Source organism: Paenibacillus sp. GCM10012306 (genome assembly GCF_042649265.1).
GTDB lineage: Bacteria > Bacillota > Bacilli > Paenibacillales > Paenibacillaceae > Paenibacillus_AQ.
The window spans coordinates 135,460-153,147 of sequence record NZ_JBHRYW010000012.1 but is presented as its reverse complement, the minus strand read 5'-3'; the positions used below and the strand labels follow the sequence as shown (position 1 = coordinate 153,147).

Sequence of the window (17,688 nt, the reverse complement as noted above, 5' to 3'; positions counted from 1 at the left end):
TCATAGCTTCCATATATAAGTCTATAGAGGGTCAATAAAAGAATAATGAAAAATTTAGATAAAAAAGAGACAAAAACCGCGTAGCATCAAGCTTTCGCGGCTTTTGTCGAATGGGATAATTATTTTGCAGAATGCTTGGAATCTAACTTTTAAAAAAATCCTTCTTAGGTTATTATTAATCACAAAATATGGATCTATATTATTGTCCGTATAATATTCCAATTTAATTTAGGAAGTGTTGTATGAATAGTAGACTACAGTCTGACTGTGAACATTGTTTTGGGTTATGTTGTGTGGCTTTGCCGTATGCCAAATCAGCAGATTTTGCTTTTGATAAAGATAGCGGCACTCCTTGTCGCAACATGGGTTCAGATCACCGTTGTAGCATTCATGAGCAGCTGAGAGACCGAGGTTTTAACGGTTGTGTTGCTTATGAATGTTTTGGTGCGGGACAACAGGTCTCACAAAAAATCTTCAAAGGAACAGGTTGGAGAGAGAATCCAGCATCCTCAAAGACCATGTTTGCAGTATTTCCAATCGTCCAACAATTGCATGAGATGCTTTTCTACCTAAATCAAGCGCTAGAATTAGAAGAAACGATCTCGATCCGCAATGAACTGCAGAACACGTTCAATACAATTGAGTCTCTATCCAATCTTGATCCCGAAGATATTCTCAAATTAGACATACCTGCTCATCGAGAAACTGTAAATCAGTTATTACTTGCCACAAGCGAATTTATTCGAAAGGACTATATTCAAAGTCATAAGAAAAATAAGCCACGGAAGGATTTTTTAGGGGCCAATTTAAGAGGGGCTCACCTGCGAGGATCGAATTTCAGAGGGGCATTATTAATCGCAGCCAATTTGCGGGATGCCGACTTGCGGAAGGTAGATTTTATTGGTGCAGACTTAAGAGATGCTGAATTATCAGGCGCTAATCTCACGGGAAGTATTTTTTTGACACAAGCTCAAGTTAACTCGGCAAAAGGAAATAAAGATACCCGGTTACCTCATTATTTAAACGTTCCTGCCCATTGGTTATCTTCTTGATAAAAATCAAATAGCCCCCACCTACCGGCGAGAGCATAGCGTAACCCTTTTCTGGTTGGCCTTTATTTTAAGTTCAAGTTTTTTATTATCGTATAATCTGATAACTTTATCTTGAAACAAATGTAGCTTGGCTTCAAAGCAGTCTCTATTACGCTCAAAATCCCTCGTCCATTTATACATCATTTTTAACATCTTAAGATCAGGTTTATAATGACATTTTTCTAAACCGAGATTTTGCTTAAGGAAGCGTACGAGTATTCTAATTCTGCGCTTCCATAGCGGTGTATCCAGAAATATAATGGTGTCTGCCATCTCATATAGACATTGATAGGATTCACGATCCGTTCCTTCGAATATCCAATGTCCGTCTTTATCAATATCCATGATCACTTCAAGCTGCTGATGCGCTGTACGTTTAATTCGCCCCTCTGCTGTCTGATGATGAACAATAGAATCCAGCTCATACCAAGGAATATTCATTTTTTCAGATAATTGCTTGGCTAATGTAGTTTTACCACTAGCTACAATCCCAATGATTAGAACCTTTTTCATAGGGTCTCCTTAGATTGTTGCTACATAATCTTCCTTTAAAATACTGTAAATCTCCAAATCCACAATCCCTTTCCCCGCCCACAGGCTTGCCTGTCTAAGCGTACCCTCTTTCAAGAAGCCATTCTTCACCAAAACTTTCTTGGATGAATCATTCCTGGGCATCACTTCTGCCTGAATTCTGTTCACGTTGACATCCTCAAACAGAAATTGCACTAACAGCTTCACCGCAGCGCTGGCAATACCCTTGCCCCAATGGGCCTCATCCAAAAAGTAACCAATCGTCACCATATTCACCTTCTGATTAAAATCGAAGGCTTCAATAATTCCCAGCAAGCGCTCAGGCTCCGCATTAGCGAAGATCCCCCACTTGATCTTTGATCGCTTGTGAAAATCTCTGGCAAAATGCCCGATCATGTTGCTCACCGTGTTTTTGTTATGCTTGGGGAGGATGCCGCAGTATTCAAACACCTTATCATTGCTGTAGATTCCAAAAACATCGTCCACGTGGACATCTTCTATCTTCTTTAGTGTCAATTCATCGGACTTCAGCACAGGAAATTGTTCAAGAACCGCCTCAAGGTTCATTCCGTCACCCTTTTCAATGATTATCTGTGTAGAAAAATCACTAAACTCCCGTTCTTTCAGAAATGGGTTGTTATCTATCAACTTCCGGACTTTCTCAGCTGTTCCCCGTCCTTTAGGAACTCCATTCCTTCTGCTAAGTAAAATCCAGCGCAGACAAGCTAGTGCTTCAAAGGCATCCAGCTCTCCTCTGGGAATCTCCTTATCGGATAGATAAGCTGAACGAAACGCCTCTGCACGGGACTGCAACAAGTAGATTTTCTGCAGAACATAAGTCCATGCAAAATCATATCTAGGGTCCCCCAGTTGTCCATTCGTCCAGTCAATGATGGTATATCGTCCGTTGTTCTCCAGGATATTATTAGAATGAAAATCACCATGTATAATCCGATCCTGCTTCATGTGGGTCAATGGAATGAGGGAAACTGCCGTGTCATAGAGATCTGGGAATTCACTGGCCCCGGGGAAAAAATAATTGAGAAAATCATACTTAGGAATAAGACCCGCTGCCTCTCCCTGCTCAGAAACATCGACTTCGTGCAACCTGGATAATAATCCAGCCACCTCAGTTGTAGTCTTGTCATTCACTTTTTCAATAGGCGTCCCATCAAAGGTCGTTAACAACGCCTGATCCCCAGCGGAATCGATGCCCCAACCTATTGGCCTGGAAACAGCGATTCCCCGTTCATGAAGGATTTTAAGCAAATGGTACTGAGCACCTACATCCGGTTTGGACTCCTTGCTCCATATCTTTAAGACAAAGTCCTCTTGATCAATATGTATTCGTAGAACCTCGGCTTCAAACCCCTGCTTTAAAGGCTGCTTGCTAAGTGTCTCTACCTGATTCAAGAGAGCATCTAGCGTGTCCTCTTTTTCAATCCAATTCACAGCAGTAATCAGGCTTCCCAACGTTGATCCTCCCTTCCTTATATAAGGATTAAATTCAGCTCGTAGCTTGCTTTATCGGAACGTATAATTCAACCTTCACCTTCCCTTCCGGGTCCTGTGCAGGATCATTCAGACAGAACTCCAGGCAGGGGCGATCGTCGACCTCATACTGGCTATTAGGCAACCAGAGGCTAAACACATTTTGATAAGCCAGCACAAACTTTTCTACAGTATCGTAGTAGGGATATACCGCATACAGTCCACCAGATAACGTCTGGAATTGGATGTGCAGGGCATGTCCGTGCTGCTGCTTAAATCCGCTGGGTAATGTGACACAGGCATCGTACCGGCAGGCCATTTCATCTATGAAAATCGAGTCATCTAAAGATATGCCGATAAAAGAGTGCTGTCCTGGTACCAGTCCTTGTTCACTTGCCCATTGCCCCAGCTTATCCCATGCATCCCGCGTATCCAGATAGCTCCCGACATGCCTAACATACGCCACCTCATATCCCGGCAATACACGAGTAGTGATCATGTTATCCCAAACCCTCTTGAGTAGTTGATTACCAGTGTTATGGTTATTGTATCTTTGCACAGGAGGTAATTCTGCCTGCTTATTGCTAAGGATTACTGAATAATTGCTATTCTTCCTGGCACGACTACGAACTTCGCTTGGCGTTTGCCCATAATGTCTTTTGAAGAGCGTATTGAACGTCGATACCGACTCAAACCCACACTGAATTGAGATTTCCAGAATCGTCTTATGGCTGCCCTCAGCCAGCAACTGAACAGCTTTATGTAAGCGTTCTCGATTTACAAATGCCACCGGGGTCATACCGATTTTGGCTGTAAATATTCTCGAAAAATGATACTTCGACAAATGCGAAACACCCGCCAATAGCTCCAGATTGAGCTTCTTATGGCTGTTCTCCTTGATATATTGAACGACATGGTCCATTCTATCTTGCTCATTATCCCTCATACGATTAGTTCGGAGCTCTGCGCTCTCTTTACTCTCATAATGGTCCCACTTCTCCTTTTTTGCTTCATCGTATTTACAATATACAAAATAGCCCTTGCCCCACAGCTTATGCGCAGGTAAGAGCTAGCTTGCACTGCAGCGAATAAAAGTCACTCTGTGCCTGTTATCTAAAATATTGCGATACAATCCCCGCCAACACTTGCTTGTATTGATCTATCGCATACGAAGAGTTATTCACCTTGTGCTTGGCGATAGGTAATCTATTAAATATGTCTTCCTCCCATTCACGCCTTGCCTTTAAAACCTGTAGCGTACCTTCCAATTCCTTATATCCATTCTTCAGCCCAAAGCCTTGGTTGGTATAATATTCAACAAATCCTGTAGACCATTCTTTCGGTCTTTCCTGAATCGCCTTGCGGAACGAATGCTCCAAGTCATCCTGCTCCACGTAAATCAGCAATGGATCCAGACGATCTACGATGGTACTCAGGTCCGTAACATAACTTATAACCTCTTCTTTCTCAGCGCCGTACTTAATCATCCCCATTGTCACAGGGTTTTGAATAAAACAACAATCAAACACAAAGGTATCCGATACACCCAGAACATTGTCCACAAAAGACTTCCATCGCTTTGCAATCAGCTTCTTATGTGGTTCTAGCGGCAACTCGTATACATCATTTCGGAACACGATGTTGAATAGCTCGTCAGGGAAGTCAGATCCGTATGTATTCTTTAACTTGCGATATTCCAGAAAAACACCATCGTCACCCTGTTGAATCCCATGACGGCTCAGTAACGCTCTATACTCTTCATTGGTGCTCAATAATTCATCCCATTGGTTATTCTCAAAGAAGGCCACACCATCATAATCTGCCGGATGATCCAAATCCCCCTCCAAAAAAAGCTGGGACTTCACATTCATCTCCATAAGAATTTCTTGAATAAGCCTGGCCGTTGTTGTTTTCCCTGAGCCGGGTAAACCTTCAATGAAAACTACTTTTGGTTTCATAGAATCACCTCCTCGCACTCTTACTTATGCATTTATAATCATCAAACAATAGCTGAGAGCTTCTCAGCAGTCTGAACAATATGCTCATAGGAATCTTTGAGTTGGTTAATAGAGTCGCAGTTATTCCCTATCTTCTCAGTCACATTATTTACCATATTCATCATAACAGATAACGATTTCAAAATCTCATCTAGCTGATTAGAAATTTCATTCGCTGAATTTTTGCTGGTATTCGCCATTTTGCGAACTTCCTCAGCAATTACAGCAAAACCACGCCCATATTCATTCGCCCGGGCCGCCTCAATAGCCGCATTCAGTCCAAGCATATGCGATTGAGTGGCGATCTCTTTGACTAAAGCAGCTACAGAGCTTATCGTTTCCACGTTGTTTTTCACAACCTGTGACTCTTTATTAAGAACTTCTATATCATTAACGATACCTTGTGAGGCATGATGCACTTCATTCGTCCGTGCAGTCATTGCCGTAACAACCGACATAAATTCACTTGAACTATCCACCAGCACCTGTTGGCGGGCCGTAATGTCTGTAGCAATTTTGACCACATTTTGTACGCGCCCTTCTTCATCTAATACCGGTGTGTAAAAAGCCTCCAGCCAGAGTACTCTTCCACTTCGTGTCACCCGCTGTACCTTGTCATGAAAGGCTACTCCATTGCGTAGATTACCCCAAAAGTCTGCATATTCCTGGCTCCTTGCAAATTCAGGAGGACAAAAACTACTATGCTGCATCCCTGGCAAAGCATCCACTGCATGTTCCATTACTTCTGCGAAAATAGGGTTCGCCCATAGCACTTTTCCGTAGGTATCAAAAGCAATCATCGCAAGTGATTGTTCCATAGCTGTAAACATGATTCCTTGATCAACACTCATCGCTATTTCCCCCAGTTATTTGTTGTAATCTGAATTATAAGATCATAATAAACAATCCCAATATTGCCCATATAGCCGAATATAGAACAAATTTTATTAATAATATATTTATACATTATCGGTATGAGATGGAGGTAAATACAGAGAGTAGTGACCTAAAAAGACTCTTTTTTAAGAAATCCATGATTATAAGGGCTTCTTAAATGGTGGGATAATATTGAGAAGCGTGTATTTTACGCAAAAGAGTGCCTGACCCATGACAGGTTCAGACACTCTTAACTTTTATATAGGTCTCTTGCTCACTGATTTTAAAATACACATTCTGTTGCGATCAATGGGCGCTTAAGCAGCTCCCAGCCAGTCTTGGCGGAAATAAAACCAGCAAGTTCCGACCCCATTCGGTAATGCGTTTGATAGCCCGGGTGGTATCGGCCGCCCCACCCTTCTACCTCTGGATGGATCAATCCTAGATCGACCACAAGCACTTTCGAGTTTCCTTTTTGATTGAAATAGGATACCACCTTATTCACACTGGCCAGATAGTTATTATTCATCGTTCCAACACAGCAAAAGACATAGGGATCATTATATTTTTCTTGAATAGCTTGGATGAATTCGATATAAGCTGCTATATACTCCTCATCATCAATTGGCGTCGAATAATCATTCTGGCCCAAATTAATGACCACTCCATCAGGGGTATACTGGGAAAAATCCCATGGCTCTGTCCCTTTACCCAGCGTTCCATAAAAATGTTCCGGCAATCTTTGATTGCCTCCTATCGCGTCCTGCCAAACGCCGATTCCGCAAACGGCCATCGTGTGATATTCCGCATTCAGCATTCTGGCGCTGATTCCGACATAGGACATGTATCCGTCGTCAAGATCCGGAGCTTCAGCGAGCACATGCGGATGGCCGATCCCTGCTCCATCGGTAATGGAATCCCCAAAGTATTCAAGCCGGACAGGCTTTGCCGCTGGTGGGGCGAGGAAGGCTCCACCTTCAGGCAGAGAAAAAGAATGGAATACAATACTTCCGGTTAGAATACCCGTTCGCTTATGGATTTCTAACGTGTGCTCACCATCAGATAGCCCCTGTTCAATTACGTACTCATGCAGCCCCTGCTTCAGATTAATCCAATTACGGGCCACACCGTCCAATACGATTTCAACATAATCCTGACCGCCCGAATCCTCAGCCGTCATAGAGATGGCTGTACCACGGAAGGTAAGAAAAACAGCACTGTTAACCCATCCGCATTTCGGAGACTCTTTCTCGGTTAGATCAAATCTCCCCATCAGTCTGGCATATTTGGTAAAGCTAAATTCCAAGGCAATTCCTCCTCCAGCTTCTCGTAAACTACTGAAATTTCGCAAAAATAAACGTAAATAAAGTATACTTTATTTAATCTTAAATCTATATTTATGATATCATTACATATACATCAAGTCAATTGAAACGAGGGTTTTAAAAGATAAACTATACTTTTATTATCTATTTTAAGGTTAATAGTTTGATTTAAACCAAATAATAAAGTATACTTTTATAAAAAGAATGAGAGTCGTTCTATTTTTACCACCAGACTGTAATAGAGGAGAATTATTGTGAACGAGCCGAAATACGAGACGGTTAAACAAGCGCTGCTGCATCAGATTCAAGCTGGCAAGCTTCGTCCTGGCGATAAACTACCCACTGAAGAAGATCTTATGAAGCAATTTCATGTAAGCGGAATAACGGTACGAAAAGCGATGACAGAACTGGCCAACGAGGGCGCAATAACCCGCATTAAAAGGAAGGGCTCTTTTGTAAATGGAGTTCAAGCAGCGGACAATTCGAGTCATTTGATCGCATTCATCTTATCCGCAGAGGATAATTTCGATGTGTCGTATATGAAAATCATCAAAGGCGCCCAACAGGTGGCCGCCGACTTCAATTACTCCTTAATCGTGGAGTGGAGCAACGAAAACTTGGCCGTTGAACAAGCATCCATTCAGAAAATGCTAGACCGGAAAGTCGACGGAATCTTGATCTATCCATTCGATCCAATCCAAAGCAAGGATAACTTCCTATTAATTGAACAGAACAATATCCCCTATCTGTTGGTTGATCGATATAACGTGGATCATCCGTGCTATTTTTCCGGATGCAATAATTACGACGGAGCGGTCTTGGCTACCCGGGAGCTGATCCGCCTGAAGCATACCAAAATAAAATTTGCCAGCTTTCAATTTTTCCTTCAATCCGAGCAGGAGCGGTTCGCAGGGTTTTCCAACGCCATGCGTCAGGCAGGGCTATCTGTAACCGATGAACATTTATTGACCCATATGGATTATGACCGACTAGCGGGCAGCATTTTGAAGCGGGATATCACGGCTTTGTTTTGCTCCAATGACAAGCTTGCCATTGAAATGATCGAGCAACTGACCAACCGCGGCGTTAACATCCCCCAGGATGTATCCATTATGGGATTCGATGATTGGGACCATTCTAGTAACCTGTCGCTCGGATTGTCTACCGTTCGGCAAAACTTTGAGGAAATCGGCAGAAATGCTGCGAATTTACTGAATCAGGTTATTCAAGGCAAAAATTATGGAGGCAATTCGAAAATATTATCTGGTGTTTCTTTGGTGCTCCGGGAGTCTACATGTGAGAACCCTTACGCATAATGTTTACTCAATTTCATCATTGAAAGGAAGTAAGACTTTATGAAATTCGACTTTTTGAATTTGAGTTTGAGACACGGACTTTTCCATCAAGAGCAGGATGGCATCTCCTGTTTCCTTCCTGGAAGTGCGATAACCGTGCGCTTTCAAGGGCGGGAAATTTATGCCGAAATCGAGGATATCAACGGTGAGGGAAAAAGCTGGGTTAACGTCTATATCGATGATCTTCCGGTCCGGGTGATGAGAATAGATCCGGAAAAAAGGCTATACCAGCTTGCAGATGACCTTGAGGACGCACCTCATACGTTAACACTGCAGAAACGCACGGAAGCGGCATTTGGCAGTATTAAATTTACCGATTTGAAGACAGAAACCGGAACTTTTCTGAGCCCGCCAGCGCCTCTTCCGCATCGGCTGCTCGTCATCGGCGATTCGATCACGTGCGGCTTCGGTAACGAAGCTCAGATTCCCTGCGATTGCGATGCTTCACGCGAAAATATCGCACTTGCTTACAGCTCGCTAACAGGCCAACTTTTGAATGCCGAAACTTTGATCGTGGGCGCGTCGGGCACTGGCTGTTATCAGAATTTCGGCGGTGGCAAGGAAGGTCGCATGTCGGATTATTTTATGGAAACCATCTGTCCTTATCTCGATCAAGAAGCAATGGATCTCTTCCAACCTGAAATTATTGTCATTAATCTCGGCACCAATGATTGGTCTGCGCCTATCCAGCCTTCGGATTATATGGAACAGTATCGTAAATTGACGAATTTTATTCGCGGAAGATACCCGTCTGCTGAATTATTCTGTGCAATTGGTCCGATGACCCTTGATCCTAGTCCCTATTTAAAGGCTCTAATAAACAGTCTCAACGAAGAAGGCGATGCCCACATTCATTTTGTGGAATTTCCGCTCATTCAACGACTGGAAGAAGGCATGGGGGGCAGTGGACACCCCTCCATCAAGAAGCATCAGCAAATGGCCGAGCAATTAGCCGAGACGATCCGCCAAGTTTGTTCCCTATCCGATTCATCATTTTCCGTTAGTCGTTAGAATATAACATCCCCGCACAAAAGGACCGATTCAAAAGAATCAGTCCTTTTTTTGTGCGGGTTGTAGTTCAGATGAACAGCTACAATTTTATTTGGCCAAGAAGGCGTCTACCTGGCTCTGCAACTCATTCTGAATTTTCTTGAGCACTGCTTCGCCTTCATCTTTGAACTTGGCAAAATAGTCGTACGGTTCAAGCGCGCCATTAAATAATCCACTATAATACTTCGCTTGAATGGTCGAGAACTGGGCCACTTCGTTCTTCACCGGAGTGGGATCGAAGGTAAAGCCGGTCATAACATCCTTCGTGAAGTTGTCGGCTTGCGTAATAAATTGACTGTACTCTTGAGTCTCAGTGTCCGTGCCGACCCACTCCCGTTCTAATGTCGGGTTCAGTATGAGCTGAAACGAGACAATACCGCCATCGTTGTTCAGTGTTTCGTATTGATGCTCGCCGACTGGTTTCCAGTTAACACCTTCAATACCGTGCTCTAGCAGATCATAATTCTCCTGCCGGTTTGCCCAATCGAGGAACATCATCGCACGGTCTTTATGTTTGCTTGTCTTTACAATACTAATGAAATTATCCATCTTAAAGTTGGAAAGATTCTTACCAGGGGTCATATCGAATAGACGAACAGCCTCCAGCTCTCCATTAAGTACAACCTGCTTCAACTGGTCATTATACGATTTCGGAACACCAAAGACCATTTGCGGCGTGGCGGCAACTTTGTTCTGGAGCTGCATTTCCCCCGGACCGCTTTTATTCGTCAGCACGTCCTGCGACATGACTTTGTCCACGAACAGCTTGCGGACATCCTGAATGTTGGACCAGATCTTAGGCTCCTTGGTTTCAAAGAAATTGTAGACCTTCCCGTCATTCCCCTTGTAATACAGCATCAGGCTGGCTCCTGCAAAATTCGTTGGACGAATGTTGACGCTGGTATCGTCCCGAATTAACCAGTTGACCCAACTATAGGTGACGTCGTCTGCGCCTGCGAGAAGCGGTGTGATACCGGAGTTACTGTCACGAACGGCGTAGAGATATGCTTTCAGATCCTCATACGTCTTCACGGGCGGCAGGTTCAGTTGTTCTCTCAAGTCCTTCCGGATGAAGACGGATCTCTGCTGGGTATAGGCGCTTCCCAGGGGAACGCCGTAGATATTGCCGTTAATTTTGTTTGCATCCCACATTTGTTCCGGTCTTGTCTTTTTCACATTGGAACCGTATTTATCCAGAAGTCCACTTAATTCCTCATAATAGCCCTGAGCAGCCATCGTCTCCAGATGCAACCAAGGGGCATCAAAAATCAAATCCACCTTCTCCCCCGAAGCCAGCATCACGTTGGTCTTCTGACTTAGATCGGCAAAGTCGATGACTGTAAATTTAACCTGGGTATTGATCTCGGCTTGCAGCCTCTTGTTGACTTCTGCCAGTACCTCGTTGAAGTTAGCCCCCTTCGCGCCTGGAATAACAACCTCCAACGTAACCGGTTCAAGGGATGCACCGCCATTTCCTGCAGAATCGCTAGGAGCGGAAGCATCCCCGCCAGCGCCGGAGCACCCGGATAAAGTGACTGCTACTCCGAGCAATGCAACCACCAAGAAGTTGCGTTTTAATTTGGCCATATAAATTACTCCCTTCAAATAGTCATCTTATTAAGCAACCAGCCAGTCTATAACGATACGTGCAGCAATACATATCAGACCTTATTCAACCTTTCACCGAGCCGAGGGTCAGACCTTTGACAAAATACTTCTGGACCATCGGATACACCAATATAATCGGGCCGATGGTCAGGCATATTGTGGCCAGCTTGACCCCTTCCGCTGGCGGCAGTGTCAGTACGTTGCCTTGATTGAGCGACGTGAGCTGCATCTGTGACATAAGCTGCCGAAGAAGCAGCTGGAGCGGGTACATATCACTATTATCAATAAAAAGAAGCGACAGCCACCAATCATTCCAATATTGCAGCGCATAGAACAAACTAATCGTCGCTATAACCGGCGTTGAGATCGGTCGGATAATTTTGAAGAAGATCGTCCACTCTCCAGCACCGTCAATATTAGCCGACTCGTTCAGCTCATACGGCAGAGAGCGATAGAACGAGACTAAGATAAATGCAAAGAATGGATTCATGACATAGGGGAGCACAAGCGCCCATAGCGAATCTTTCAGATGCAGCCACTGAACGACTAGAAGATAGAAGCCAACGAGCCCCGAGCCGAATACCATCGGCACGTAAGTCATGAACGAGAGGAAGCCGCCATATCGGTTCTTCGGATGGGCCAGCACGTAAGCAAACAACATGGTGACAACGAGACCAATAACGGTTCCGATAGCGGTTACAGCAATGGTGATGCCATAGCTGGTAAACATTTGCTTGCCTTGAAGGAGAAAGCGATACGACTCCAACGTGAACTCATTGGGCCATATGGAGTATCCGTTGAGCGCCAAGCTTCGGGTGCTGGCGAACGAATTGATGACCATCAGCCAGAACGGAAGCAAACACACCAGCGCAAATAGAATTAGAAACAGCCCGAACAACAGCATCACCAGTTTATCGGGGAAACCGCTTTTCTGGCGGATTTGTGCGGACGGAATCATAGCAACTGGACGATTCATAGAAAATTCACCTCCCTTTACATTCCCTGAATTTAAAATAACCTAGAGTCCTTATCGATTTTCCGAACCAGTGCATTAAACGAAACAACGGCGATAAGCCCCATAATAGACTGATAGAATACGATGGCAGATGACATGCTAAAATTGCCAAGCTGCCTTAACGCCCGATATGAATATGTATCGATGACATCGGTCGTTGGGAATAGAATCCCGTTATCTCCGATAATTCCGTAGATCATGCCGAAATCCCCGTAGAAGATTCGTCCAACCCCCAAAAGTACGAGTATGATGATTTGTGGCTTCAGCAATGGCAGTGTAATGAATCTCATCTGTTGCAACCTGGTAGCTCCGTCCAAGCGTGCGCTCTCATAATAATCGGCGGAGAAACCGGTAATGGCAGCAAGCAAGATGATAGAGAAATAACCGGCACTCTTCCAGATCCGTGTTAAGGTTAGAATAATCGGCCATACCCATGGGGTTTGGTACCAATCGACGGTGTTAAGCCCACTCATATCCAGAACACGGTTAATCAGACCGTCCGTGTTGTTGAAGAGAATGAACGCCATGTACCCTACGACGACCCATGAAATAAAATAAGGCAGGAAGACGGCGGATTGGATCGTACGCTTAAACCATTTCAGGCGAATCTCATTCAAAAGAAGCGCGATGATAAGTGCAAAGAACAGCTCGGAAATAATGAACAGCGCATTTAAATAAACTGTATTGACCGTAACTTGAATCCAATCCCGATTGGAGAAAAAGAAGCGAAAGTTGTCCAGCCCCACCCAATCACTACCCCATATGCCCTTGCTGATCTGGAAGTCCTTGAACGCCAGCAGGTGTCCGACCAGAGGAATGTAAGAGAAGACAACCAGAAAGATGATTCCTGGTATCGCCATCGAATACAAGTTCCGATTCTTGAATAAATCCTTCAGCATTCTCAATGATATATCACTCCCTTCTATCTGTTCTGTTTGATGCGGTCATGTTCTGACAGTGTCTATTATGTGTGGATAGATAATTCCGGAATAGTCTTCATTGTGTCACTGGGAGTACTAAACTTAAGGATTGCGCGGTAATTCAACTTCCAGTATTGTCTTAAATTGTAGTTTGTCAAAATCAGGACTTCACAGGAAGGTCAGGATATGATTGAGTAAGGAGGTCCCGGTTAGTTTCTCTATGTAATGCAGTTAGGGTATACCCTTAAACAGACAATCAATAAGCAAGGGGTTCTGGAATTATGAAGTTCAAACCGATATTACAGAAAACATATTTTCGCACCTTTCTATTACTCACCACTGTTCTGATCTGTTCAATTATACCTTTCGTCTATTTGCTGTCTGCAGAATTCGCGAAATACACCATGCTAGAGGTACGCAGCAATTCGCAGAACGAAGTCAATAACCTGGCATCGAAGACCGAAATGATCCTTGGCAATTTGAAAGCTTACGGGCTCAGCATGTACGCCGATCAGAATATTCAAAACTGGTTCTTCAATACAAACAAAGATCCGCTCATCGACCATGCTGCACTCGTCGCTCAGTCTAACTTCATGTCTACCGAATCACTCATCGAGCGATCCTATCTGATTAATTTGAAGAACAATCTTGTCGTCGACTCCAAAGCTGGAATCGTCCGTGATGAATCCTTTGCCGACCAAAGCATGCTGGAGCGGGTAAAATCATTCCAACGCCAATATTTGCGCTTCATTAATCATTCGCTGGATGGTTCAGACCGCCTCGCCCTTATTTTGCCTGCAACTCCCGAGAAGCCGTCTGACTTCTATCTAGTACTTCTGATTGATAAGCCGCTCCTGTCGAAGCTTCTGTTCGGTCAAACCGTCTCCGCGGAACAAGACATTCGGATTCTGGACGAGCATGGGCAACTCTTATTAGGGGCGTCAAATCCTACTTTGAACGAACAGCTTTATCAAGCGGGGCGAGAGCAGCAAGGCAACGATTTTCAGCTTCGACTCCCACATCAAAGATGGTTCGTCAATACAGCCACGCTGACAACCGAAAATTGGTCGGTATACTACTCGAACGAGTATCATACTTTAACTCGCCATATAACCTCATTCCAGCAAAAATTGATAGCGTATACATCTCTACTATTGGGAATTCTATCAGCTTTGTTCTTCTGGAGCTCGCGCCACTCCTTGCGTCCCATCACCTTTATGTTGGATAAGATGAAGATGAAGATTGCAATGGCGGGCTCCACGGCTGATGCCAAGCCAGATATCCAGTGGATCAACGATGGCATTGATATGCTGCTAAACAATGTGGAACAGCTTCATGTATCCATGCGAAATCAATCCGAGCTTGTTCGAACAGAGTTTCTCGCCCAATGGGTACTGCACGGGACGCCGGGCACCAAGAGCTACGAATATATTCAGACTCGAACCAAGCTGGCTTCCTGTAAAGTTCTGTTTTTGGCCGTCCTGCGGATCGAAGCATATACGGGCTTTTGCGAACGTTACGATTTCCCTTCCCGGAAATTGATTAAGTACGCTATACGCAATATTAGCGAAGAAGTGATTGGCACCGGCGCTTATGCAGCCGAAGGCTTGGATATGGGTGGCGACCATCTCATCCTGATCATCGGCGCCCATGAACTGGAGGGGCTCGAACTACAACACCTTCTGGAAGAGACGCACAATCAGGTAGCACGCATTCTGAGCGTCGACACAACCATCGCAGTTAGCAATGCCTATGATTTCGGCGCAAATATCCGAAACGTATATGATCATATCTACGAATTGACGATGCTGCGATTTCTTAACGGAGAAAAGCAAATTTTTCTGGAGAGCGATTATGAAGAGTTTATGGCCGGGTATCCTTCAGCGTCCGATGCACTGGAGACGACCGAGATCATCAAGTCGATCCGCCGCGGCCGCCCGGAGAGCGCTGTCGTTCTGCTACGCCAACAGATGAACCGCATCCATGAGCTGCCTTATCGTGACTGGAAGCTTAACCTGACCTATTTTACCTACGATCTGCTCAAAGGCTTTAACAAATCCAGCGTTCTGCATGAAATCAGCAGCATCCATCAACTGCTGGAGCGGTACAGCACACTGTCCGAGTTTCAAGCGTGGCTGGAGAGTATCGTCACGATGCTCGCATCCGAGACCGAAGCTCCGAAATCTTCAAACCGCAAGGAAGAGATGGTTCTGGAGATCAAAGAATACGTGGACAACCACTTGCAGGATGCGCAATTATCGATCGAGCAGGTAGCCGACAATTTCTCCTTCTCTGTGAGCTACATAAGGCAGTTATTCAAGGAGATTATGAGCATGTCATTGTCCGAGTACATCCTTCAGGAACGAATCGAAAGAGTGAAGGAGAAGCTGGTATCCAGCCAGCTCTCGGTGCTAGAGATTGCGGATCAATGCGGCTTCTTATCCAAAGGACACTTCTTCTCCGCATTCAAGAAGTTTACGAATCTTACCCCGAAGCAATATCGCGAAATCCACGGGGACTCCTTCTAGCCCTTCCCAGCTAGTCATGGAGAAGCGAGGGGTTAGGACGCTATCGAGCAGGAACACACTCAAGTCAAAGAGGACCTTTCCGGTAAAGCCCTACAGCGCTTTTCGGAAAGGTCTTTTTCGGTATTAAAAATGGTCTGATACTCTATTTACCAATCGTTCCTTGAACCGGCTCAAGCCCTAACTGCAGATTTGCCAAGTCGAGTTTATACATAACTTGATTGTAGTTATAGCGTGGTGTTGGAACATGATTCGTGAACGTATTCGTATAAGTTCCTTCGAAGTAGATAACCCGACCGCCATACTTGCTGAAGTTTTTGTGCTGTGCCACGTTATAAAACGTATAATCGGTGTGCGTTACGATCTTTTTGGCAGTGCTCCAAGGGCCTTGAGGCGCAGGAGCTTCTGCGTACCAGATTTCACCCAGCAACGAAGTTTTGCCTTTCACCTGCTGCCCAATCATCACGTACCGCTGCCGATAATCGTTCCATTCGATGGAGCTTGAGGCAATTTCAACATCTTCGCCGGTATCAGCATCTTTCAATTGATAATAGCGGGGATCACCACCTTGGATCAGACCTAAATCGATCAGTTCCTTCTCTTGACTCTGGCTAAGCGGTGGAGTGTTCTTTTTCCAGCCCCATACGAGCTTTCCGTTCGCGTCTCGTTCCAACGACGTTTGAGCCCCGTTGTATGTCGTTCCCGGAGTCAGGCAAGTAAACGATTCGTACTTAGTATAGTCGATGATAGCATCATAGCTGGCAGCAACGCGTAAATTCGGCATCCGATGTTCCGTAAAGAGCCAGTAACCCAACCCGTTCTCCTCGTAATAGGTCGCCTGACCACCTGGATGGCGCCAATCGTCTTTGGAAGGGAACTGGACGACTTGCTCGAACTCCTTAGTATTGTCGTTAAAGACAAGAATGCCAAAGGCACTGAGTGCGGGATTATGCGTGCTGTAGCCGGCGAGCAAGCGCTCATGTCCGGTGTTATCCTTGGCGGTCATTAAACCGAACACCCAGGCGATTCCGGCACCGTCAGGTAGCTGCGGTACCAAGCTTTTGACGAAACCGTCGTTATTCGTAAAGTAGTTCAGATTGACACCTACGTCCGGATCCAACCCACCGTGTTGCGGCAATTTAGAAGTCGCTCCTGTCACGCGGAAATTTCCCAGCGGATAAGCCGGCCTGTCGGTGTCGCCCCAGAACCAGTACAGCCGATTGTTATACTTGATCATCTGCACAGAATCCTGCCCCATGACCAGACCGTTGATCAGCGGTTCCTGAATCGGCGCATTCAGACCAAGCATCACGCTGTCGCGATAGATACCTTGGCCTGTAATCCGATACAGCCGTTCGGCGATATTAACCCGGTTCATCTCGATCGTAATGTTGCCCCCGGGTGAAATCTGTACGGCCTGTCCACGGTTGCCGAACATATCTGCGGGAATATCGTAGCCGTCGCTCGATAGATGGAAGAAGACCGACTGATTCATCAGGCCGGGCTCGTTGAAGGCCACGACACCTGCGCTGTCCGTGTAATACAAGATGTTATTCGTCGTCTTCAGCTCAACCAGGGGAATACCCCGGCCCGTTTCGGCATCCACGACCTTGATCTTGAATGGCTGTTGGGTCATTTTCATTGCGCTGTTCACATTCTGCTTGGCATTGCTCTCCCCCGCCTGCGCTGCGAACGTGGCACCAGGCGCCGTCATAACCATTAGCATGATGCTAGTCCATATCCCTGCTCTTTTCCACTGCTTCATTCCCATTCGTTTACCTCCCGGCTTTTGTCGTATTACATAGCATGAAATCGTTGCTCTACCGGTCACCACTTGTCCAAACGATAGTTCTTGCCTGAGACTACTCTTCAATTTCGCAACAAGATGCAATAGCAGGGGCCGA

General features: G+C 45.2%; 14 protein-coding genes and 1 pseudogene. 4 read left to right on the top strand and 11 right to left on the bottom strand.

Annotated elements, in window-relative coordinates; genetic code table 11:
• Positions 1 to 242: 242 nt before the first annotated feature.
• Entirely contained in the window at positions 243 to 1,052 is an 810-nt protein-coding gene (locus ACFORK_RS23070; RefSeq protein ID WP_379203449.1) for a pentapeptide repeat-containing protein, read from the top strand.
• 21 nt (positions 1,053 to 1,073) lie between these two features.
• On the opposite strand, the gene ACFORK_RS23065 is transcribed toward ACFORK_RS23070, so the two are convergent.
• From ACFORK_RS23065 to ACFORK_RS23035, 7 genes and pseudogenes are all read right to left on the bottom strand, one after another.
• On the bottom strand, positions 1,074 to 1,604 hold the full coding sequence (locus tag ACFORK_RS23065; protein ID WP_379203447.1) for a P-loop NTPase family protein: 531 nt from the start codon (positions 1,602 to 1,604) through the stop codon (positions 1,074 to 1,076).
• Between the two features lie 9 nt (positions 1,605 to 1,613).
• Complete coding sequence (locus ACFORK_RS23060) at positions 1,614 to 2,189, bottom strand: GNAT family N-acetyltransferase (RefSeq protein WP_379203551.1); 576 nt, start codon at positions 2,187 to 2,189, stop codon at positions 1,614 to 1,616.
• 267 nt (positions 2,190 to 2,456) lie between these two features.
• Positions 2,457 to 3,074, bottom strand: a pseudogene (locus ACFORK_RS23055) (phosphotransferase family protein); the annotation flags it as partial.
• A gap of 55 nt (positions 3,075 to 3,129) precedes the next feature.
• Positions 3,130 to 4,059 (bottom strand): AraC family transcriptional regulator, encoded by a 930-nt coding sequence (locus ACFORK_RS23050; RefSeq protein WP_379203445.1) that lies wholly within the window; start codon positions 4,057 to 4,059, stop codon positions 3,130 to 3,132.
• A gap of 163 nt (positions 4,060 to 4,222) precedes the next feature.
• A complete protein-coding gene (locus ACFORK_RS23045; RefSeq protein ID WP_379203443.1) occupies positions 4,223 to 5,071 on the bottom strand; it encodes a P-loop NTPase family protein in 849 nt (282 codons plus the stop codon).
• A gap of 41 nt (positions 5,072 to 5,112) precedes the next feature.
• On the bottom strand, positions 5,113 to 5,961 hold the full coding sequence (locus ACFORK_RS23040) for a methyl-accepting chemotaxis protein (protein WP_379203441.1): 849 nt from the start codon (positions 5,959 to 5,961) through the stop codon (positions 5,113 to 5,115).
• Positions 5,962 to 6,269: 308 nt separating this feature from the next.
• Positions 6,270 to 7,292, bottom strand: a complete 1,023-nt coding sequence (locus ACFORK_RS23035; protein ID WP_379203439.1) for an SGNH/GDSL hydrolase family protein — start codon at positions 7,290 to 7,292, stop codon at positions 6,270 to 6,272.
• A 273-nt stretch (positions 7,293 to 7,565) separates the two neighbouring features.
• Here ACFORK_RS23035 and ACFORK_RS23030 point away from each other — a divergent pair, with 273 nt between their 5' ends.
• A complete protein-coding gene (locus tag ACFORK_RS23030; RefSeq protein ID WP_379203437.1) occupies positions 7,566 to 8,627 on the top strand; it encodes a GntR family transcriptional regulator in 1,062 nt (353 codons plus the stop codon).
• A 39-nt stretch (positions 8,628 to 8,666) separates the two neighbouring features.
• The gene (locus tag ACFORK_RS23025) at positions 8,667 to 9,677 is read left to right on the top strand and encodes an SGNH/GDSL hydrolase family protein (RefSeq protein ID WP_379203435.1); all 1,011 of its coding nucleotides are present in this window, start codon (positions 8,667 to 8,669) and stop codon (positions 9,675 to 9,677) included.
• A gap of 87 nt (positions 9,678 to 9,764) precedes the next feature.
• Here the strand turns inward: ACFORK_RS23025 and ACFORK_RS23020 are convergent, their stop codons facing one another.
• From ACFORK_RS23020 to ACFORK_RS23010, 3 genes are all read right to left on the bottom strand, one after another.
• A complete protein-coding gene (locus ACFORK_RS23020) occupies positions 9,765 to 11,303 on the bottom strand; it encodes an extracellular solute-binding protein (RefSeq protein WP_379203433.1) in 1,539 nt (512 codons plus the stop codon).
• A gap of 85 nt (positions 11,304 to 11,388) precedes the next feature.
• Positions 11,389 to 12,300 (bottom strand): carbohydrate ABC transporter permease, encoded by a 912-nt coding sequence (locus tag ACFORK_RS23015; RefSeq protein ID WP_379203431.1) that lies wholly within the window; start codon positions 12,298 to 12,300, stop codon positions 11,389 to 11,391.
• 32 nt (positions 12,301 to 12,332) lie between these two features.
• Positions 12,333 to 13,238, bottom strand: coding sequence for an ABC transporter permease (locus ACFORK_RS23010; RefSeq protein WP_379203549.1), 906 nt, complete (start codon positions 13,236 to 13,238; stop codon positions 12,333 to 12,335).
• A 302-nt stretch (positions 13,239 to 13,540) separates the two neighbouring features.
• Here ACFORK_RS23010 and ACFORK_RS23005 point away from each other — a divergent pair, with 302 nt between their 5' ends.
• The gene (locus ACFORK_RS23005) at positions 13,541 to 15,787 is read left to right on the top strand and encodes an AraC family transcriptional regulator (protein ID WP_379203428.1); all 2,247 of its coding nucleotides are present in this window, start codon (positions 13,541 to 13,543) and stop codon (positions 15,785 to 15,787) included.
• A 142-nt stretch (positions 15,788 to 15,929) separates the two neighbouring features.
• On the opposite strand, the gene ACFORK_RS23000 is transcribed toward ACFORK_RS23005, so the two are convergent.
• Positions 15,930 to 17,555: a hypothetical protein gene (locus ACFORK_RS23000; protein WP_379203426.1), complete on the bottom strand. Its 1,626-nt coding sequence runs from the start codon at positions 17,553 to 17,555 to the stop codon at positions 15,930 to 15,932.
• Positions 17,556 to 17,688 lie beyond the last annotated feature (133 nt).